This window comes from Bradyrhizobium sp. USDA 241, from assembly GCF_049739505.1.
Classification (GTDB): Bacteria; Pseudomonadota; Alphaproteobacteria; order Rhizobiales; family Xanthobacteraceae; genus Bradyrhizobium; species Bradyrhizobium liaoningense.
In genome coordinates this window covers 506,493-526,094 of record NZ_JBMGPZ010000002.1, presented here as the reverse complement: position 1 = coordinate 526,094, position 19,602 = coordinate 506,493, and the positions used below count along the sequence as shown (strand labels likewise).

At 64.4% G+C, this 19,602-nt stretch carries 16 protein-coding genes; 12 read left to right on the top strand and 4 right to left on the bottom strand.

Going from position 1 to position 19,602, the window contains the following annotated elements:
* The first annotated feature begins 36 nt into the window (after positions 1–36).
* Positions 37–906, top strand: a complete 870-nt coding sequence (locus tag ABIF91_RS03295) for an SDR family oxidoreductase (protein ID WP_028177811.1) — start codon at positions 37–39, stop codon at positions 904–906.
* A 77-nt stretch (positions 907–983) separates the two neighbouring features.
* Here the strand turns inward: ABIF91_RS03295 and ABIF91_RS03290 are convergent, their stop codons facing one another.
* Together ABIF91_RS03290 and ABIF91_RS03285 are read right to left on the bottom strand one after the other, a co-directional pair.
* Complete coding sequence (locus tag ABIF91_RS03290; RefSeq protein WP_035694847.1) at positions 984–2,714, bottom strand: bifunctional protein-serine/threonine kinase/phosphatase; 1,731 nt, start codon at positions 2,712–2,714, stop codon at positions 984–986.
* Positions 2,715–2,774: 60 nt separating this feature from the next.
* Positions 2,775–3,614 (bottom strand): formate/nitrite transporter family protein, encoded by an 840-nt coding sequence (locus ABIF91_RS03285; RefSeq protein WP_028177813.1) that lies wholly within the window; start codon positions 3,612–3,614, stop codon positions 2,775–2,777.
* Positions 3,615–4,287: 673 nt separating this feature from the next.
* Between ABIF91_RS03285 and ABIF91_RS03280 the strand changes: the two genes are divergently transcribed.
* The 11 genes from ABIF91_RS03280 (at position 4,288) to ABIF91_RS03230 (ending at position 17,955) form a co-directional block, all read left to right on the top strand.
* Positions 4,288–5,610, top strand: coding sequence for a CmpA/NrtA family ABC transporter substrate-binding protein (locus tag ABIF91_RS03280; RefSeq protein WP_028177814.1), 1,323 nt, complete (start codon positions 4,288–4,290; stop codon positions 5,608–5,610).
* Positions 5,611–5,669: 59 nt separating this feature from the next.
* Complete coding sequence (ntrB, locus tag ABIF91_RS03275; RefSeq protein WP_028177815.1) at positions 5,670–6,566, top strand: nitrate ABC transporter permease; 897 nt, start codon at positions 5,670–5,672, stop codon at positions 6,564–6,566.
* A gap of 13 nt (positions 6,567–6,579) precedes the next feature.
* Positions 6,580–7,374 carry an ABC transporter ATP-binding protein gene (locus tag ABIF91_RS03270; RefSeq protein WP_028177816.1) on the top strand — a complete coding sequence of 265 codons (795 nt, stop codon included), beginning with the start codon at positions 6,580–6,582 and terminating at the stop codon, positions 7,372–7,374.
* Positions 7,375–7,713: 339 nt separating this feature from the next.
* Complete coding sequence (locus ABIF91_RS03265; RefSeq protein ID WP_028177817.1) at positions 7,714–9,093, top strand: MFS transporter; 1,380 nt, start codon at positions 7,714–7,716, stop codon at positions 9,091–9,093.
* A 129-nt stretch (positions 9,094–9,222) separates the two neighbouring features.
* On the top strand, positions 9,223–9,651 hold the full coding sequence (locus ABIF91_RS03260; RefSeq protein ID WP_028177818.1) for a globin family protein: 429 nt from the start codon (positions 9,223–9,225) through the stop codon (positions 9,649–9,651).
* 10 nt (positions 9,652–9,661) lie between these two features.
* Positions 9,662–10,879: an NAD(P)/FAD-dependent oxidoreductase gene (locus tag ABIF91_RS03255; protein WP_167332941.1), complete on the top strand. Its 1,218-nt coding sequence runs from the start codon at positions 9,662–9,664 to the stop codon at positions 10,877–10,879.
* Between the two features lie 15 nt (positions 10,880–10,894).
* Entirely contained in the window at positions 10,895–13,600 is a 2,706-nt protein-coding gene (locus tag ABIF91_RS03250) for a nitrate reductase (RefSeq protein ID WP_028177819.1), read from the top strand.
* Positions 13,601–13,830: 230 nt separating this feature from the next.
* Positions 13,831–14,727, top strand: a complete 897-nt coding sequence (locus ABIF91_RS03245) for an SMP-30/gluconolactonase/LRE family protein (protein ID WP_424579076.1) — start codon at positions 13,831–13,833, stop codon at positions 14,725–14,727.
* A gap of 119 nt (positions 14,728–14,846) precedes the next feature.
* Positions 14,847–15,686: an aldo/keto reductase gene (locus ABIF91_RS03240; RefSeq protein ID WP_028177821.1), complete on the top strand. Its 840-nt coding sequence runs from the start codon at positions 14,847–14,849 to the stop codon at positions 15,684–15,686.
* A 187-nt stretch (positions 15,687–15,873) separates the two neighbouring features.
* Positions 15,874–16,815, top strand: coding sequence for a DMT family transporter (locus ABIF91_RS03235; RefSeq protein ID WP_028177822.1), 942 nt, complete (start codon positions 15,874–15,876; stop codon positions 16,813–16,815).
* 60 nt (positions 16,816–16,875) lie between these two features.
* Complete coding sequence (locus ABIF91_RS03230) at positions 16,876–17,955, top strand: zinc-binding dehydrogenase (protein WP_028177823.1); 1,080 nt, start codon at positions 16,876–16,878, stop codon at positions 17,953–17,955.
* A 109-nt stretch (positions 17,956–18,064) separates the two neighbouring features.
* Here the strand turns inward: ABIF91_RS03230 and ppk2 are convergent, their stop codons facing one another.
* The gene (ppk2, locus tag ABIF91_RS03225; RefSeq protein WP_028177824.1) at positions 18,065–18,985 is read right to left on the bottom strand and encodes a polyphosphate kinase 2; all 921 of its coding nucleotides are present in this window, start codon (positions 18,983–18,985) and stop codon (positions 18,065–18,067) included.
* Between the two features lie 88 nt (positions 18,986–19,073).
* Positions 19,074–19,535, bottom strand: a complete 462-nt coding sequence (locus ABIF91_RS03220; RefSeq protein ID WP_424578755.1) for an Lrp/AsnC family transcriptional regulator — start codon at positions 19,533–19,535, stop codon at positions 19,074–19,076.
* Positions 19,536–19,602 lie beyond the last annotated feature (67 nt).

The following is a 19,602-nucleotide window of genomic DNA, read 5'->3' as shown; positions in this document are numbered from 1 at the left end:
TTCGGGTGTCTTCTAAACCCAAACCGGAGTGATCCCATGACTATCCTCGTTACCGGCGCAACTGGCATGATCGGCCGCAACGTCGTCGAACAACTCGTCAAGCGCGGTGCCGATGTGCGCGCACTTGTCCGAAATCCCGAGAAGGCGAACTTCCCGGCAGGTGTCGCCGTCGCTCAGGGCGATTTGCTGGACGTCGATTCCCTGCGCAGCGCGTTCTCGGGCGTCTCGACGCTGTTCCTGCTCAACGCCGTGGTGCCGGACGAATTCACCCAGGCCCTGACTGCGCTCAACCTCGCCCGCGAGGCCGGCATCGATCGGTTCGTCTATCTGTCGGTCATTCACAGCGACCGCTACGTGAACGTGCCGCACTTCGCCGGCAAGTTCGGCGTCGAGCGCATGATTGAGCAGATGGGATTCAACGCGACCATCCTGCGTCCCGCGTATTTCATGAACAACGAGCTCATGATCAAGGATGTGGTGACCGCGCACGGCGTCTATCCCATGCCGATCGGCAGCAAGGGACTTGCGATGATCGACGCGCGCGATATCGGCGAGATCGCGGCGATCGAGCTGATCCGCCGCGAGACATCCGCCAAGCCGCTTCCGCTCGAGCGCATCAATCTTGTTGGACCCGATACGATCAGCGGCGGGAAGGCTGCCGCGATCTGGTCGGACGTGCTCGGACGCGCCGTCGCCTATGGCGGAGACGACACGGCGGGGTTCGAGAAGACCCTCAGGCAGTTCATGCCGCCCTGGATGGCTTTCGACATGCGGGCAATGAGCGAGCGTTTCCTCACTGTGGGAATGATCCCCGAGGCCGGCGACGTCGAGCGTCTGACCGGCATGCTGGGCCGTCCATTGCGCACCTACCGCGACTTCGTCGCCGAGATCACGGCGTCTTTCTGAAGGCTTGCCCCAGCAGTGCGCGCTGATGCCAGGGCTGCATCGCTCGCCATTGATCATTTGGCGAGAGATGCAGTCAATCAGCGCGTGTGCAGCAGGGCCACCAGCACGACGACGGCGCAGGCGAGTGCTGCCGTCGTCAGCTTCCAGAACATCAGCGGGTTGCGCTCCAACAGGGGCGTCATCCGGGTGTCGAGATAGGCCGGGTTGGGAGTGCGAAGCTCGAAGACGAACTCCGAGAGATCCTCGTGCCGCTTGTAGGGATCAGGATGAAGCGCGCGCCGGAGTGCGCCGTCGATCCAGGCGGGGACGTTGCGGCCGTCGTCGGCCGGGCGGTATTTGAGCTTTCGTACATCCGCCTTGCGCCGGATTTTCGCGACTTGGGTCCCGTAGGGCAGCTTTCCCGTCAGCATCTGGTAGCAGATCACGGCGAGTGAAAACATGTCGGAGCGCGGTGAGCCGCCCTGTCCAAGAAAATACTCCGGTGCCGTATACTGGACCGTTCCCAGGATTTCGTCGGCCTCGTCGCGAGGTGCGGCCTCCGCGACGCCGGCCACCCTGACCGATCCGAAGTCGATGATCTTGGCGGTGCCGGTCTTGTCGATCAGGACGTTGTCGGGCCTGAGATCCTGATGCAGCATCTCCATGCGATGGAAGGCGCAAAGCCCGGCGGCGATCTGCTCGATGATCCTGCGCACCGTCTCCAGATCGGGACGCGGATTGTCGAGCATCCATTGCCGCAGCGTCCGCCCCTCGACGAACTCGGTCGCGACGTAGAGATAGTTGCGCCGCGTCGATCGCAATCGCGGCTTGAGCACGTACGGACTGTCGATCCGTCGCGCGATCCACTCTTCCATGAGGAAACGTTTCAGGTAGGCCTGGTTGTCGCGCAGGTCGATCGAGGGAATCTTCAGCGCGACCGTTTCCTCGGTCTCTGCATCGACCGCAAGATAGATGTGGCTGCGGCTGCTGCCATAGATCTCCCGGATGATCCGGTAGCCGTCGAACACCGCGCGCGGCTCCAACAGAGGCGGCAGCGGCAGCGTCGCGGTCCGGTCGAAAACGCCCGTTTCCTCCGGCACCGCATCGATCCGCAGGATCTGCACGGTGATGTTGTCGTCGCTGCCGCGCCGATACGCCTCCTCGACGATGGCCTTCGCCGCCGCGTCGAGATTGCCCGCATGCTCGGTGATCGCGCTCGTGACGAAGCGTGCGTCGACAAATTCGTAAGCGCCGTCGGTTGCCAGCAGAAAGATGTCGCCGGCCTCGACCTCGAAGGCCTGATAGTCGATCTCGAGCTGCGGATTGATGCCGAGCGCGCGGCCGAGATAGGTCTGCTCGGACGACACGATGATGCGGTGATCGTCGGTCAGCTGCTCGAGCGCCTTGCCGGCGACGCGGTAGACGCGGCAGTCGCCGACATGAAAGATGTGCGCGGTGGTCGCCTTGATGACCATGGCGCTGAGGGTGCAGACATAGCCCTTGTCCCGGTCATAGGCATATTGGCTCTTGCGCGTCTGCGCATGCAGCCAGGAATTGGTCGCGTCAAGCACGCGGCGGGCGGAGGTCTTCACCGTCCAGGATTCCGACGTGCAGTAATAGTCCATCAGGAAGCTCTTGACCGCCGACTCGCTGGCGATCTGGCTCACCGCGCTGGAGGAGATGCCGTCGGCGAGGACGGCCGCGATGCCCTTCAGGCTGAGCAGCGGCTCTCCCGGAATCAGGACGCCGTGAAAGTCCTGGTTGACGGGCTTGCGGCCCTTGTCGGAATGCTGGCCGACCGAAATCAGGAGTCCGCGGGGCATCGTCATCACCGGCGAAGGGGAGCCTCACCCTGATCGGGCGAGGCCCCTCTGTCGAGATGGATTCGATCAGGCCGCAACGCGGGGCTTCGCAACCCTGGTGGCCTGGCGCTTCGGCAGGGTCATGACGTGCGTGGCATAGAGCGTCATGCCGGTGAAGGCGAGGCCGCCGACGAGGTTGCCGAGCACGGTCGGGATCTCGTTCCAGATCAGATAATCCATGATCGAGAACTTCGCGCCGAGCAGTAGCCCGGACGGGAACAGGAACATGTTCACGACGGAATGCTCGAACACCATGTAGAAGAACACCAGGATCGGCATCCACATCGCGATGACCTTGCCGGGGACCGAGGTCGAGATCATGGCGCCGACGACGCCGGTCGAAACCATCCAGTTGCAGAGCATGCCGCGCAAGAACAGCGTCGCCATGCCTGCCGCGCCGTGCGCGGCATAGCCCAGCGTGCGCCCTTCGCCGATATTGCCGATGGCGGCGCCGACCTTGTCCGGCGCCTGGGTGAAGCCGAAGGTCGTGACGAAAGCCATCATGAAGGCCACCGTAAAGGCGCCGGCGAAGTTGCCGACGAACACGAGGCCCCAATTGCGCAGCACGCCGCCGATAGTGACGCCCGGACGCTTGTCGATCAGGGCGAGCGGGGAAAGCACGAAGACGCCGGTGAGGAGATCGAAGCCCAGCAGATAGAGCATGACGAAGCCGACCGGAAACAGCAGCGCGCCGATCAGCGGCTGGCCCGTGTTGACGTTGATCGTCACGGCGAACCAGGCCGCCAGCGCCAGGATGGCGCCCGCCATATAGGCTCGGATGATGGTATCCCGGGTGGACATGAAGATCTTGGACTCGCCCGCATCCACCATCTTGGTGACGAATTCCGAAGGCGCGAGATACGACATCAGTGGTTCCTTTGCTTCCTAAGGGAGATCGACACGCTCCGGAGAGCGCGGCTGAACGTGATCGGCCGTGCGGGCAGGCCTGCCGCGCACGAGGGCTATGGAAAATCTGGAAGCTTTGGGAATCGCGTCACGAGGACTTTGAGCCGGAGGGCCGCGAAGCAGTTGAGCTTCCGGGATGCGGCCGCCAGAGGCTGCATCAATGCGGCAAGCCGCAGTCTTCGTTGACAGCGAAAGAACAGCAAGTTGCGTGCCGGCGCGTAGTGTTTAAAATATCTAGTAATATCAATGCGATGCCGTTCTGCTCGATCTGATTCTAACGCCGCCTCGGCCTTTTCCTTAAGCTGTTGCACAAGCTTTGTGCGCCGCACAAGCAATGTGCAGGTCGCAAATTTCTCATGCGGAACCGACCTGCGACAGTCTGGCGCGACCGCTATAACAAATTGATTCGTTTGTTCTTTTCATAACGCCGGGCTTGGCATGAAGCTTGAATGGTTCCAGCCGACGCCATTGAAGCCGTCCCGCGAGAATTCTCATCCGATTTGCTGACGCCACCAGACGGGGGTCCTCCCCGTCGCGCGTTCGCATGCGCCAAATTCGGCGCAACCGGACGGACGGGCCGCTCGCGCGCACAGCCGCAAATCATTCCGCAAAGACGCAAAGGACGACACAGCCTATGACCAAGCGCACCCGCCGGCCCTCCGAAACGACTGGCCTCAGCCGCCGTCAATTGTTGAAGGCCACCGGCTCGACCGCGGCACTTCTCGCCGCCGCAAAACTGAACTTCCCTGCCGGCGCCTTCGCGCAGGACGCAGGCCCTGAGGTCAAGGGCGCCAAGCTCGGCTTCATCGCGCTCAGCGATGCGGGCCCGCTCTTCGTCGCCAAGGACAAGGGGCTCTTCGCCAAATACGGCATGCCCGACACCGACGTGCAGAAGCAGGCGTCCTGGGGCACGACGCGCGACAACCTCGTGCTCGGCTCCGAAGGCAACGGCATCGACGGCGCGCATATCCTCACCCCGATGCCGTATCTGATCTCGGCCGGCAAGGTGACGCAGAACAACCAGCCGACGCCGATGTACATCCTGGCGCGGCTCAATCTCGACAGCCAGTGCATCTCCGTCGCGAACGAATATGCCGACCTGAAGCTCGGCGTCGATGCCGCGCCGTTCAAGGCCGCGCTGGAGAAGAAGAAGGCCTCCGGCAAGGCCGTGAAGGCCGCAATGACCTTCCCCGGCGGCACCCACGATCTCTGGATCCGCTATTGGCTCGCCGCCGGCGGCATCGATCCCGACAAGGACATCGAGACCATCGTGGTGCCGCCGCCGCAGATGGTGGCCAACATGAAGGTCGGCACCATGGACTGCTTCTGCGTCGGCGAGCCCTGGAATCTGCAGCTGATCCATCAGAAGATCGGCTATACCGCGGTCAATACCGGCGAGCTCTGGAACAAGCATCCGGAGAAGTCCTTCGGCATGCGCGCCGCCTTCGTCGACAAATATCCAAAGGCGGCGAAGGCGTTGCTGATGGCGGTGATGGAAGCCCAGCAATGGGCCGACAAGGCCGAGAACAAGGCCGAGCTCGCCGCCATCATGGGCAAGCGGCAGTGGATGAACTGTCCTGTCGAGGACGTGCTCGACCGCACCGCGGGCAAGTTCGACTACGGCATCCCCGGCAAGGTGGTCGAGAACTCCCCGCACATCATGAAGTACTGGCGCGACCATGCCTCCTATCCGTTCCAGAGCCACGATCTCTGGTTCCTCACCGAGGACATCCGCTGGGGCAAGTACGAGCCGAACTTCGACACCAAGGCGCTGATTGCCAAGGTCAACCGCGAGGACATGTGGCGCGACGCGGCCAAGACCCTCGGCGTCGCGGCTGCCGACATTCCGACGTCCACCTCGCGCGGCAAGGAGACCTTCTTCGACGGCAAGGTGTTCGATCCGGAGAATCCGGCCGCCTATCTGAAGTCGCTCGCGATCAAGCGCGTCGAAGTCTGATGGAGCCAGCGGCCGCTTTGGGCGGCCGCATCGTCCCTTGAAGCCGGAGAGAGATTGCGATGAACATGCCTGCCGCCAAGATCGAGATTGAAACCGCGACGCCTGCGGCCAGCTCCGCGCCGGTCGTCGCGATGACGCCAAGGCGTCCCCCGCGCGCCGAAGCTTATGCACGCATGGCACGGGAGACAGCGGTGCGCGTGATCCCGCCGCTGGTCGTGATCGCGCTGCTGACGCTGGTGTGGGAGCTGGTCTGCCGCCGCGCCGGCTCGGCACTGCCGCCGCCGTCCAAGGTGTTCACTGACACCAAGGAGCTGATCCTCGATCCGTTCTTCGATCATGGCGGCATCGACAAGGGCCTGTTCTGGCATCTTTCCGCCAGTCTCCAGCGCGTCGCCTTCGGCTACTCGCTCTCGGCGATCGCGGGCATCGCGCTCGGGGTGCTGGTCGGGCAGTCGGTCTGGGCGATGCGCGGGCTCGATCCGTTGTTCCAGGTGCTGCGTACCATTCCGCCGCTCGCCTGGCTGCCGTTGTCGCTCGCGGCGTTCCGCGACGGCCAGCCTTCCGCGATCTTCGTCATCTTCATCACCTCGATCTGGCCGATCATCATCAACACTGCGGTCGGCATCCGCAACATTCCGCAGGACTATCGCAACGTCGCGGCCGTCGTGCAGCTCAATCCGCTCGAGTTCTTTGCAAAGATCATGATCCCGGCGGCCGCGCCCTACATCTTCACCGGCCTTCGCATCGGCATCGGCCTGTCGTGGCTTGCGATCGTCGCGGCGGAAATGCTGATCGGCGGCGTCGGCATCGGCTTCTTCATCTGGGACGCCTGGAACTCCTCGCATATCAGCGAGATCATCCTGGCGCTGTTCTATGTCGGCATCGTCGGCTTCGTGCTGGACCGCCTGATCGCGGGCCTCGGCAAGTTCGTCACCCGCGGCACCGCGCAGAGCTGAGAGGAGAGGGCACATGACCGCTTATTTGAAGCTCGACCACATCGACAAGGTCTTTACCCGCGGCGCCGCCACCACGGAGGTGCTGAAGGACATCAACCTCACGATCGAGAAGGGCGAGTACGTTTCGATCATCGGCCATTCCGGCTGCGGCAAGTCGACCCTGCTCAACATCATCGCAGGGCTGACCGGCGCCACCACGGGCGGCGTGCTGCTGGAAAACCGTGAGGTGAACTCGCCGGGGCCCGATCGCGCCGTGGTGTTCCAGAACCACAGCCTGCTGCCGTGGCTGACCGTCTACGAGAACGTCAGGCTCGGCGTCGACAAGGTCTTCGCCAGGACCAAGTCCCGCGCCGAGCGCGACGCCTGGGTGATGCACAATCTCAACCTCGTGCAGATGGCTCATGCCAGGGACAAGCGTCCTTCCGAAATCTCCGGCGGCATGAAGCAGCGCGTCGGCATCGCGCGGGCGCTCGCCATGGAGCCGAAGGTGCTGCTGCTGGATGAGCCGTTCGGCGCGCTCGACGCGCTGACCCGCGCCCATTTGCAGGACTCGGTCATGGCGCTGCATCAGAAGCTCGGCAACACCATTCTGATGATCACCCACGACGTCGACGAGGCCGTGCTGTTGTCCGACCGCATCGTGATGATGACGAACGGGCCGAGCGCGCGCATCGGCGAGGTGCTGGAGGTGCCGCTGGCACGGCCGCGCAAGCGGCTCGAGCTCGCGACCAACGCCACCTATCTGAAGTGCCGCCAGCGCGTGCTCGAATTCCTCTACGAGCGCCACCGCTTCGTCGAGGCCGCGTAAGCGAAGCGTTCAACGCAACGACATGCGCGCGCCCAAATAATCGACACCCCGCTCAATCCTTGTGCGTCGCACAAGGATTGAGCGAATCGCAAACTAAGCGTGCGAAAAAGCCCTGCGAACATTTCGGGCAACACGAACAACATCCTGAAATCCCTGCGTTTCCAGGATGCGCGCAACTGGCACGGAAATTGAAGCGTCTTTGCGCGACGCCAACGACGACGTCCCTCAACATCATCAATCAGCATCGTGAACTCGCCACCGGGGTGAAGCCTCGGAGCGCCTCCGTGGCCGGAGGCTGAGCCTGCAACGACGCAGCGGTGAGACTGGAAGGGATATGCAATGACGAAGAGTCCCACTTGGATTTCTGACTGGCGCCCCGAAGATGAGGCGTTCTGGAACGCGACCGGCAAGACGATCGCGCGGCGGAACCTGATCTGGTCGATCGTAGCCGAGCATATCGGCTTCTCGGTCTGGCTGATCTGGAGCATCGTCACCACCAAGCTGCCGCAGGCGGGCTTCCACTACACCACCGACCAGCTGTTCCAGCTCGTCGCCGTGCCGGGGCTGATCGGCGCCTTGATGCGCTTTCCCTACACCTTCGCAGTGACGACCTTCGGCGGCCGCAACTGGACCATCTTCAGCGCGGCGATCCTGTTCATTCCGACCTTGTCGCTTGCCTATTTCGTGAGCCAGCCCGACACGCCGTTCTGGCTGATGCTGCTGGTCGCCTCGACCGCGGGTCTCGGCGGCGGCAATTTCGCCTCCAGCATGACCAACATCTCCTTCTTCTTCCCCGACCGGATGAAGGGATGGGCGCTTGGCCTCAACGCGGCCGGCGGCAATATCGGTGTCTCCAGCGTGCAGCTCCTGACCCCGATCCTGATGACGCTCGCCGTCTTCAACCTGTTCCAGGCAACGCCCGTCGACGGCATCTTCCTGCAGAATGCCGGACTCATGTGGGTGCTGCCGATCGCGATCGCGGTGTTCGGGGCGGTGTTCTTCATGAACAATCTCACCACGGCGAAATCGTCGGTGAAGAACCAGCTTGCGATCGTCAAGCGCAAGCACACCTGGATCATGGCGTATCTCTACATCGGCACGTTCGGGTCTTTCATCGGCTACTCCGCGGCGTTTCCGCTTCTGATCAAGACGCAATTCCCCACCGTGACGATCTCGATCGCCTTCCTGGGCCCGCTGGTCGGCTCGCTGTCGCGTCCGCTCGGCGGCTGGCTCGCAGACCGTATCGGCGGCTCCATCATCACCTTCTGGAATTTCATCGCGATGGCGGGCGCCACGGTCGGCGTGCTCTACTTCGTCGGGCAGAAGGATTTCATCGGCTTCCTGTCGATGTTCCTGATCCTGTTCGTGACGACGGGCATCGGCAACGGCTCGACCTACCGCATGATCCCCTCGATCTTCCGCGAGGAGAACCTGTTCAAGGTGCGCGGCAAGGGCGATGTCGCGCGTGCGGCTGCGCTGAAGACCGCGAGCATCGAAAGCGGCGCGGCGGTCGGCTTCATCGGCGCGATCGGTGCCGTCGGCGGCTATCTGATCCCGAGCGGCTTCGGCAAGTCGATCGCCATGACCGGCGGGCCGCAGCTCGCGCTCGCGGTCTATCTCGCCTTTTACGCCTCCTGCCTCGCTCTGACCTGGTGGTTCTACCTGCGTCGCAGCCCGCAGGGTGAAGGCGCGCCAAGCCTCGCCGAAGCACGTGTGTGAGCGCGAGCACTTGGCACGAATGTCGCTTCTCCCCGTACGCGGGGAGAAGTCTCTCTGATGACGTTTGACCCATGAACTTTTTCCGCAACGGCGCGGACGAAGGCAGACCGAAACAGACAGGAGAACATCATGACGCCAGAGCAGATCGCCCTCATTCAGCAGAGCTTCGCCAAGGTCGCGCCGATATCGGAGCAGGCCGCGGTGCTGTTCTACGATCGCCTGTTCGAGGTGGCGCCGTCCGTGCGCGCGATGTTTCCCGAGGACATGACCGAGCAGCGCAAGAAGCTGATGGGCATGCTCGCCGCCGTGGTTGGCGGCCTGTCGAACCTGGAGTCGATTCTTCCCGCGGCCTCCGCCCTCGCCAAGCGTCACGTCGCCTACGGCGCCAAGGCCGAGCACTACCCTGTGGTCGGCGCGACCTTGCTGTGGACCCTGGAGAAGGGGCTCGGCGAAGCATGGACGCCCGAACTCGCCAAGGCCTGGACCGACGCCTACGGCGTGCTGTCCGGCTACATGATATCCGAGGCCTATGGCGCACAAGCGCAGGCCGCCGAATAGGAGATGCCTCGTGAGTGAACCGCTGGTCATCGTCGGTAACGGTATGGCGGCCGCGCGTCTGGTCGACGAGCTTGCGAAGACCGCGCTCGGCCGCTACGCCGTCGCCGTGATCGGCGAAGAGCCGCGGCTCGCTTACAACCGCGTGCTGCTCTCCTCCGTGCTGGCCGGCGAGACCGGCTCGCACGAGATCGAACTGCGGCCGGCCGAGTGGTGGCGCCATCGCGGCGTCACGGTGCGCTACGGCTATCGCGTCACCGAGATCGACACCGGCCGCCGCGAGCTGAAGATCGAAGGCGAGGAGAGCATGGAGTACTCCAAGCTCGTCCTCGCCACCGGCTCGACGCCGCTGCGGCTCAACGTGCCGGGTGCCGATCTGGCCGGCGTGCACACCTTTCGCGACACCCGCGACGTCGACCTGCTGCTGACGCTGGCCGCGGCGAAGAAGCGCGTCGTCGTGGTCGGCGGCGGCTTGCTCGGGCTGGAGGCGGCCTACGGTCTCGCCAAGGCCGGTGCCCCGGTGACGCTGCTGCATCTAATGGACCGGCTGATGGAGCGCCAGCTCGATCCGCCCGCGGCCGACCTGCTCAAGACGCTGGTCGAGCGCAAGGGCATCCGCATCCTGCTCAACGCCAGCACGAAGTGCATTCATGGCGACGGTCATGTCGAGGCCGTCGAGCTCGCCGACGGCAGCCGCATCGAGGCCGACGCCGTGATTTTCGCTGCCGGCATCAAGCCGAACGTCGTGCTGGCGAAAGATGCGGGTATCGCGGTCAATCGCGGGATCGTCGTCAACGACGTCATGCAGACCTCCTCAGCCGACATCTTCGCGCTCGGCGAATGCGCCGAGCATCGCGGCACCTGCTATGGCCTTGTCGAACCCGCTTACGAGCAGGCGCGCGTGCTGGCGCGGCATCTTGCCGGCCGCCCCGCCGCCTATCAGGGCAGCGTGGTCTCGACCAATCTGAAGGTCTCCGGCGTCAGCGTGTTCTCCGCCGGCGACTTCATGGGCGGGGAGGGCAGCGAGAGCCTCGTGCTGTCGGACCGCAGCCGCGGCACCTACAAGAAGCTCGTGATCGCCGACGGCCGGCTCACCGGCGCCGTGCTGATCGGCGATACCGTCGATGCGCTCTGGTATCTCGAGCTGATCCGCAGTCGCGACAAGGTCGCGGCGATCCGTACAGACATGATGTTCGGCCGCGCGCTGGCGCACCCCTCCAAGGCTGCTTGACAAGGCTTGTTGACGATGACGGCGATCGATCCCGCGCTCCGCACCACCAAGACGACGTGCCCCTATTGCGGCGTCGGCTGCGGCGTGCTGGCGACACCCGACGGCAAGGGCGGGGCGGCTATCGCCGGTGATCCCGACCACCCCGCCAATTTCGGCCGGCTGTGCTCAAAAGGCTCAGCGCTCGGCGAGACCGTCGGGCTCGAAGGCCGGCTGCTCTACCCGATGATCCGTTGCAAGGGCGTGCTGGAGCGCGTCGCCTGGAGCGATGCGCTCGATCATGTCGCCCATCGCATGCAGCACATCGTGGCGCGCGACGGCGCCGACGCGGTCGCCTTCTATCTCTCCGGCCAGCTCCTCACGGAGGACTATTACGTCGCCAACAAGCTGATGAAGGGGTTTGTCGGCACGGCGAATGTCGACACCAATTCGCGGCTCTGCATGTCCTCCTCGGTCGCCGGTCACCGCCGTGCTTTCGGCGCCGACACCGTGCCCGGCTGCTACGAGGATCTCGACCAGGCCGATCTGCTCGTCTTCGTCGGCTCGAATGCAGCCTGGTGCCATCCCGTGCTGTTCCAGCGCATGCTGAAGAACCGGCAGGATCGTGGCGCGCGCATGGTCGTGATCGACCCGCGGCGTACCGATACCGCCGGCGATGTCGATCTCTTCCTCGGCCTCAAGCCCGGCACCGACACGGCGCTGTTCTCCGGCCTCCTCGTTCATCTCGCCGACAATGGCGCACTCGATCGGGACTACATCGCGCAGAATACCAGCGGATACGACGACGCGCTGGCGCGTGCGCGCAACATCGCAGGCAGTGTCACTGCGACGGCGCTTGCCACGGGCCTCTCCGAGCAGGACGTCGCCACCTTCTTCAGGATGTTCCGTGACATCGAGAAGGTCGTCACGCTCTATTCGCAAGGCGTCAACCAGTCGGCGCAGGGCACCGACAAGGTCAACGCCATCCTGAACTGCCATCTTGCGACGGGGCGCATCGGCAAGCCCGGTGCCTCGCCGTTCTCGCTCACCGGCCAGCCCAATGCGATGGGCGGTCGCGAGGTCGGCGGCCTCGCCAACATGCTTGCCGCCCATATGGGTTTCACGCCGCCCGACATCGATCGCGTCAGGCGGTTCTGGAAGGCGCCGCGCATCGCCACCCATGAGGGGCTGAAGGCGGTGCAATTGTTCGAGGCCATCAATCGCGGCGAGGTCAAGGCGCTGTGGGTGATGGGCACCAACCCGGCGGTGTCGCTGCCGGATGCCGACATGGTCCGCGATGCCCTGAAGAAGCTCGAACTGTTCGTGGTCTCCGAGAACGTGCTCTCCAACGACACGGTCGAGGCCGGTCCGCATGTGCTGCTGCCGGCGCTGGCCTGGGGCGAGAAGTCGGGCACGGTGACCAATTCCGAGCGGCGCATCTCGCGCCAGCGCGCCTTCCTGCCGGCGCCGGGCGAGGCGCGCCCCGATTGGTGGATTCTCAGCGAGATCGCAAAACGTTTCGGTTTCGGCGACAGCTTCAACTACAAATCCGCCGCCGATATCTTCCGCGAGCACGCCGCACTCTCGGCCTTCGAGAACAATGGCAGCCGCGATTTCGATATCGGCGCGCTGAGTTCGGTGTCCGACGAAGCGTTCGACGCCTTGAAGCCGGTGCAATGGCCCGCGCGCGACGGGCAGCCCCCCGGCGAGCGCTTCTTTGCGAGCGGCGGGTTCATTACCAATGACGGCAAGGGCCGCTTCGTCGCGCCGGAGGTGCCGGCGCTGCGCGGCGAGACCGGTCCGTCGCGCCCCTTGCGGCTCAACACCGGGCGCATCCGCGACCAGTGGCACACCATGACGCGCACGGGGCTGAGCCAACGGCTGGGCGCGCATTTGCCGGAGCCCTTCGTCGAGATTCATCCCGATGACGCCAGCAAATACGGCATCGTCCATGACGGCTATGCCCGCATCACCACCGATTATGGCCAGTGCATCCTGAAGGCCGTCGTCAGTGAACGGCAGCAGCGCGGCAGCCTGTTCGTGCCGATCCACTGGAGCGCGACGAACACCTCGCACGGCCGCGTTGGCGCGCTGGTGCAGTCCTTCACTGATCCGTTCTCGGGCCAGCCGGAGACGAAGGCGACACCGGCCGCGATCGCTCCTTACGAATTCGTCTTCCGCGGCTTCGCGCTGTCGCGAAAGCAGATCGACCTGCCGGAGAACCTGTTGTGGACCCGCGTCACGGTCGCCGGCGGCTTCGGCTATCTCTTCGCGGACAACGGCGATCTTTCGCGCTGGCCCGCCTGGCTCGAGAACGTCGCGGGCGAGGACGTTGCCGAGTACCGCGACTTCGGCGGCGGGGTCTATCGCGCCGCCTCGTTCGCAGGCGACCGTATCGAGACCTGCCTGTTCGTCGGACCCGCGCACGATGCCGGCGATTGGGAGGTGGTGAAGAATGCATTCGCCGCCGACCAGGTGACCGACGAGCAGCGCCGCATGCTGCTGTCCGGCAAGTCGATAGAGGGCGCCGCTTCGACCGGCCCGATCGTCTGCGCCTGCTTCGGCGTCGGCCGCGGCACCATCTGCGACACCATAGCTGGCGGCGCACGCACCGCCGCCGAGATCGGCGCCAAGCTCAAGGCCGGCACCAATTGCGGCTCCTGCATCCCCGAGATGAAGCGCCTGATCGCGACGACCGCGGCGGTGCCGGCAAAGCAGGTGAAGGTCGCTGGCGCGGCGGGGTAGGGCTGCTTTTCTGGGGCGTCGCCGACATTCGATGTCATCGCCCGGCTTGACCGGGCGATCCAGTACGCCGAGACACTTTTGATTAAGCGGTGAGGCCGCGGTGTACTGGATTCCCCGCTTTCGCGGGGAATGACAATGAGGGCGAGGCGCCATGCCGCCCACGCCAATCGACGCGCCGTCGATTGTGCCCTATGCTGCCGCGCTCCCCCTCTGCAATCACAACAACAATGATGTACCTGGAAACGCCGCCCCGCCTGATCGAGACAAAAGTCTTCTCCGCAATGCCCGACAAGTTCCGCCGCAAGGGCGTGCGGACGGATTGGGCCGATGCCAACCGGCCGGGCATTGCCACCGACAGCTTCATCGAAGGGCCGTCGTCGGATGCCGACGGCAACCTCTACATCGTCGACATTCCGTTCGGCCGCATCTTTCGTATCGCGCGTGACGGCGAGTGGTCGCAGGTCATCGAATACGAGGGCTGGCCGAACGGGCTGAAGATCGCATCCGACGGCCGCATCCTCGTTGCCGACTACATGCACGGCCTCATGGAGCTCGATGCAAAGGCCGGGCGGATCAAGCCGGTGCTGACTGCGCGCAATTCGGAATCGTTCCGCGGCTGCAACGATCTCCACCTCGCCAGCAATGGCGACGTCTATTTCACCGATCAGGGCCAGACCGGCCTGCACGACCCCAGCGGCCGGGTCCATCGTCTCGCGTCGAATGGCCGGCTCGATTGCCTGATCGATACGGGCATCAGCCCGAATGGTCTCGTGCTCGACCCGACCGAGACCGTGCTGTTCGTCGCGATGACGCGCGACAACGCGGTGTGGCGGTTGCCCTTCATGAAGGACGGCAGCGTGTCCAAGGTCGGCCGCTTCTGCTCGCTGTTCGGCACCAGCGGTCCTGACGGCATGACCATGGATGCCAAAGGCCGCCTGTTCGTCGGTCATGCCTCGCTCGGCCACGTCTTCGTGTTCGCGCCCAACGGCGAACTGATCGCGCGGATCAAGTCCTGCGCGGGGCCGAACTGCACCAATGTCGCGATCGGTGGCGCGAAGAAGGATCGGCTCTATATCACGGAGTCGGCGACGGGCAGCGTGCTGGTTGCCGACATCAGTGATCTCTAAAGCGCGATGCGATTGGATGAATCGTCATCGCGCTTTGGGTCATTGTTTGAGCATGATCTTTTCGGAAAACCGCTGCACACTTTTCCGGATCATGCTGTAGAGCATCTGAAGGAGTAAACATGAAGACACATCCCTTCGGCCAGACTGGCGCCAACGTCTCCGTCATCGGGCAGGGCACCTGGTATCTCGACCACGGCGACCGCAAGCGCGCGATCGCGGCGCTTCAGCGCGGGCTCGATCTCGGCATGACCCATGTCGACACCGCCGAGATGTATGGCGATGCCGAACTCGTCATCGCGGATGCGATCGCGAGCCGGCGCGACGAGGTGTTCCTCGTTTCGAAGGTGCTGCCCAGCAACGCCTCGCGCCGCGGAACCATCACCGCTTGCGAGCGCTCGCTGAAGCGGCTCAAGACCGACCGGCTCGACTGCTATCTCCTGCATTGGCGCGGCTCCTATCCACTGGAGGACACCGTCGCTGCGTTCGAGGAACTGGTGAAATCAGGCAAGATCAAATCCTGGGGCGTCTCCAATTTCGACGCGGACGATCTCGACGAAATTCTCGACGTTGCGGGCGAGGGCCGGATCGCGTGCAACCAGGTGCTCTATCATCTGAAGGAGCGCGCGATCGAGCATGCGGTGATCCCGTGGTGCGAGCGGCACGGTGTCGCCGTCGTTGCCTATTCGCCGTTCGGGCACGACGATTTCCCGGCGAGCAGCAGCAAGGGCGGCGCGGTGCTGGCGCGCATCGCGGAGACGCGTCGCGCGACGCCGCGTCAGGTCGCGCTGAGCTTTCTCACCCGTGCGACTACGGTGTTCGTGATTCCGAAGGCCTCGTCTGCGGAACATGCCGGCGAGAATGCGGCGGCAGGCGACCTCGTGCTGACGAAGGACGAGATTGCCGCGCTGGACGCAGCGTTTCCCCGCGGGCCGAAGCCGCGCAGCCTTCCCATGCTGTAGTGCACAACGGGCAATATTAACGGAGCATTGACGCGCGCGGCGGCCCGCGCATATCGGCATCCTGTTTTCGGAAGTTGTGAACGGGGCGCATTTGTCGTTTTTTACGGCCGTTCTCGATTCGCATTTTGCCCGGGTTCCAGCCGTGACACCGCCGCCCGCCGCAGCCGCAAGGCTCGACAGTATCCCCATGCCCGCGCCGGAGAAGAAGCAGCAGGCTCGCCGCGCGCCTGCGCGCGTCGATCATCCCTTCAAGGGCATCGCACTGATCCTGCTCTCGACGGTGTTTCTCGGCTGCTCCGACGTCACCGCGAAGTATCTGGCGGCCAGCCTGCCTTCGATCGAGATCACCTGGATCCGCTTCCTCACCTTCACGCTGCTGTTCACGCCGGTGATGCTGCCGGCCTCGCCGCTCTATGCGATGCGCACCAAGCGTCCCGGCCTTCACGTGATGCGCGGGGCGGCGCTGCTCGGCTCCTCGCTGTTCTTCATCACGGGCCTCGGCTTCCTGCCGATCGCGGAGGCATCGGCCACCGGCTTCGTTGCACCGCTGTTCGTCACTGCGCTTTCGATCGTCTTCCTCGGCGAGAAGGTCGGCATGCGCCGCTGGCTCGCGACCGCGCTCGGCCTCATCGGCGTGCTGATCATCCTGCGCCCGGGCACCAGCGCATTTCACCCCGCCGCGTTCTTTCCGTTGGTCTCGGCCGCGTGCTGGGCCGGCACCCTGATCCTGACACGCATGATGAGCGGACGCGAGGCCGTCGTCACCACCATGGCGTATTCCTCGCTGACGGGCCTTGCGATCCTCACCGCGCTGGTGCCGTTCGTCTGGGTCACGCCATCCTGGACCGCGATCGCGCTCGGCATCTTCATCGGCGTCGCCTCGACCGCAGGCCAGTGGATCGTCGTGCTGGCCTATCGCTACGGCGATGCCTCGGTGCTGGCGCCGTTCTCCTATACGCAGCTGCTCTGGGTCAGCATTCTGGGCTTCTTCATCTTCGGCGAAGTGCCCGATGTCTTCACCATCACCGGCGCGGCCTTCATCGTGGCCAGCGGCCTCTACATCGCCCATCGCGAGCGTGTCCGCCGCGCCCAGCTCCTGGTACTGGAAGAGCGTTCCCCGAACGCCTGACGCAAGTTCGCTTCTCGTGCTTCGTGGTATCAGCGCTCCAAACAATACGGGAGGAGCCGGATGCGGGCCGCGATTTTCAGGAACGGAGAGATCGTCGTCGACCGGATCGCCGAGCCGAAGCCGGGCCCCGGCCAGGTGCTGGTCAGGACGCTTGCCTGCGGCATCTGCGGCTCCGATCTGCACGCGCGCCAGCACGCCCATCGCATGGTCGAGATGGCACGGAAGGTCGGGCGCAAGCCGATGGATCTCTCCCGTGACGTCGTGTTCGGCCACGAGTTCTGCTGCGAAATCGTCGACTACGGCACCGGCACCGAACGCAAGCTCAAGCCCGGCACCCGCGTCTGCTCGCTGCCGGCGCTGCTGACGCCGCAGGGTATCGAAGGCATCGGCTATTCCAACGACAATGTCGGCGGCTATGCCGAGGCGATGCTGCTGAGCGAGGCGCTGCTGCTTGAGGTGCCCAACGGGCTTGCGCCCGAGCATGCCGCGCTCACCGAGCCGCTGGCGGTCGGGGTCCACGCCGTGGCGAAAGCCAATATCAGCGGCGGCGAGGTGCCGCTCGTGATCGGCTGCGGCCCGGTCGGCCTCGCGGTGATCGCCGCGCTGAAGCTTAGGGGCTTGCACCCGATCGTCGCCGCGGACTATTCGCCGGCCCGGCGCGCGCTTGCGGCGAGGCTGGGCGCCGACGTCATCGTCGATCCCAGGGTATCGCAGCCCTATGCGACCTGGGCCGCGCACGCGCAGATGTCGGAAGCGGAGAAGGCGGCGCGACCACCGTTCCGGGCCATGCTGCCGGCGCTGAAGCCCGCGGTCATCTTCGAATGTGTCGGCGTGCCCGGCCTGCTGCAGCAGGTGTTCGAAGGCGCGCCACGCGATGCCAAGATCGTGGTGGTCGGCGTCTGCATGGAGAGCGATAGAAGCGAGCCCATGCTCGGCATCATGAAGGAGCTGAGCGTCCAGTACGTGCTCGGCTACACGCCGGACGAATTCGCAGGCTCACTGCGCCTGATCGCGGAAGGGCTGGTGGACGCCGCGGCGATGGTGACCGCCGAGGTCGGCATCGACGGTGTCGCCAAGGCGTTCGCCGATCTCGCCAATCCCGAGATGCATACCAAGATCATCGTGCAGCCGTGGCGGTAACGGCCACGTAGGGTCGGCAAAGCAGTAGCGTGCCCACCATTCTCACCACAAACGCGGACGCAGGGTGGGCATGGCGCTACGCGCCTTTGCCCACCCTGCGAGACCACCGTCAATATTTCGCCGGCACGTACATCTCCGGCGGGACCGGGCCTCGCTGATAGTCGGGGTTGCGCACGCGCGGCGGCAGCCTCACCAGAGCCCGCGCGACCTCCTGGTACGGGATCTGGGTCAATAGATGCGCGATGCAGTTGAGCCGGGCGCGTTTCTTGTCCACGGCATCGACGATCCACCATGGGCTATCCGGCAGATGCGTGTGCTCCAGCATCGTCTCCTTGGCCTTGGTGTACGCCTCCCAGCGACTGCGGGATTCGACGTCCATTGGGCTCAGCTTCCACTGCTTCAAGGGATCCTTGATCCGCATGGTGAAGCGGAACTGCTGCTCGTCGTCGGTGATCGAGAACCAGTACTTGACCAGGATGATGCCGGAGCGGATCAGCATGCGCTCGAATTCCGGCACTGACTTGAAGAACTCCTGATACTCGTCCTCCGAGCAGAAGCCCATCACGCGCTCGACGCCGGCGCGGTTGTACCAGCTACGGTCGAACAGCACGATCTCGCCGCCGGCCGGCAGGTGCGCGACGTAGCGCTGGAAGTACCATTGCGTTCGCTCGCGCTCGCTCGGCGCCGGAAGCGCCGCGACGCGGCAGATGCGGGGATTGAGCCGCTGGGTGATGCGCTTGATCACGCCGCCCTTGCCGGCGGAGTCGCGGCCCTCGAACAGCACCACGACCTTCTTCTTCTCGCTCTGCACCCAGTCCTGGAGCTTGACGAGCTCGCCCTGGAGGCGAAGCAGTTCCCGGAAATAGAGCCTGCGATCGACCGTCGGTTTCAGCGTTCCGGCCTCGTCAAGGAGCTCGTCGAGACGGGCATCATCCAGCTCCATCTCCAGTTCCTCGTCGAGATCGTCGGCCATTTCCTGGATGATGCGCTCGCGCTTGGAGATCTCGGATTTGCGATCGGCTGCGGTCATGGGTGCTTCTCTCGGCTCGGATACCAGTCACAACGACCATCGGCGGGGTTTGTTGCGTCCATGTGACATGCGATCCCGCCGACGCAGGTCACTCCGGCAGTGCGATCGAATACTTCACCTGGCTCAGCGCAAAGCTCGACTCGATCGAGGCGATGCCGTCGAGCCGGGTGAGCTTGGTCTTGAGGAACGTCTCGTAGGAGGCGAGGTCGGCGGCGACGACGCGGAGCAGATAGTCGCGGTTGCCGGTCATCAGATAGCATTCCAGCACCTCGTCCCATTTCGAGATCGCGCGGGCGAAGCGATTGAGGTCCTCCTCCTTCTGCCGCGCCAGCTTGATCGAGATGAAGACGCTGACATGCAGCCCCAGCGCCTTCTGGTCCACGGTCGCGATATAGCGCGAGATCACGCCGCGCTCCTCCAACAGCTTGACCCTGCGGTGGCAGGGCGAGACCGAGAGCCCGACCTTGTCGGCTAGCTCCTGCATGGTCATCCGGCTGTCGTTCTGGAGATGGCTGAGGATTTTTCGGTCGATGGCGTCGAGCTCTGGCATTGGGATGTAACCTGGGTCAGGAGGCGTCTGATTGGTAAAATATCCCAATCTTGACCGGTATGGCGCG

Excerpts from the sequence above, each read along its gene's own strand:
- ABIF91_RS03270 (WP_028177816.1), top strand. The coding sequence starts at position 6,580 with ATGACCGCTTATTTGAAGCTCGACCACATCGACAAGGTCTTTACCCGC.
- ABIF91_RS03265 (WP_028177817.1), top strand. The coding sequence starts at position 7,714 with ATGACGAAGAGTCCCACTTGGATTTCTGACTGGCGCCCCGAAGATGAG.
- ntrB (WP_028177815.1), top strand. The coding sequence starts at position 5,670 with ATGAACATGCCTGCCGCCAAGATCGAGATTGAAACCGCGACGCCTGCG.
- ABIF91_RS03220 (WP_424578755.1), bottom strand. The coding sequence starts at position 19,535 with ATGCCAGAGCTCGACGCCATCGACCGAAAAATCCTCAGCCATCTCCAG.
- ABIF91_RS03235 (WP_028177822.1), top strand. The coding sequence starts at position 15,874 with ATGCCCGCGCCGGAGAAGAAGCAGCAGGCTCGCCGCGCGCCTGCGCGC.
- ppk2 (WP_028177824.1), bottom strand. The coding sequence starts at position 18,985 with ATGACCGCAGCCGATCGCAAATCCGAGATCTCCAAGCGCGAGCGCATC.
- ABIF91_RS03295 (WP_028177811.1), top strand. The coding sequence starts at position 37 with ATGACTATCCTCGTTACCGGCGCAACTGGCATGATCGGCCGCAACGTC.
- ABIF91_RS03280 (WP_028177814.1), top strand. The coding sequence starts at position 4,288 with ATGACCAAGCGCACCCGCCGGCCCTCCGAAACGACTGGCCTCAGCCGC.
- ABIF91_RS03290 (WP_035694847.1), bottom strand. The coding sequence starts at position 2,714 with ATGACGATGCCCCGCGGACTCCTGATTTCGGTCGGCCAGCATTCCGAC.
- ABIF91_RS03230 (WP_028177823.1), top strand. The coding sequence starts at position 16,876 with ATGCGGGCCGCGATTTTCAGGAACGGAGAGATCGTCGTCGACCGGATC.
- ABIF91_RS03260 (WP_028177818.1), top strand. The coding sequence starts at position 9,223 with ATGACGCCAGAGCAGATCGCCCTCATTCAGCAGAGCTTCGCCAAGGTC.
- ABIF91_RS03245 (WP_424579076.1), top strand. The coding sequence starts at position 13,831 with ATGTACCTGGAAACGCCGCCCCGCCTGATCGAGACAAAAGTCTTCTCC.
- ABIF91_RS03250 (WP_028177819.1), top strand. The coding sequence starts at position 10,895 with ATGACGGCGATCGATCCCGCGCTCCGCACCACCAAGACGACGTGCCCC.
- ABIF91_RS03240 (WP_028177821.1), top strand. The coding sequence starts at position 14,847 with ATGAAGACACATCCCTTCGGCCAGACTGGCGCCAACGTCTCCGTCATC.
- ABIF91_RS03285 (WP_028177813.1), bottom strand. The coding sequence starts at position 3,614 with ATGTCGTATCTCGCGCCTTCGGAATTCGTCACCAAGATGGTGGATGCG.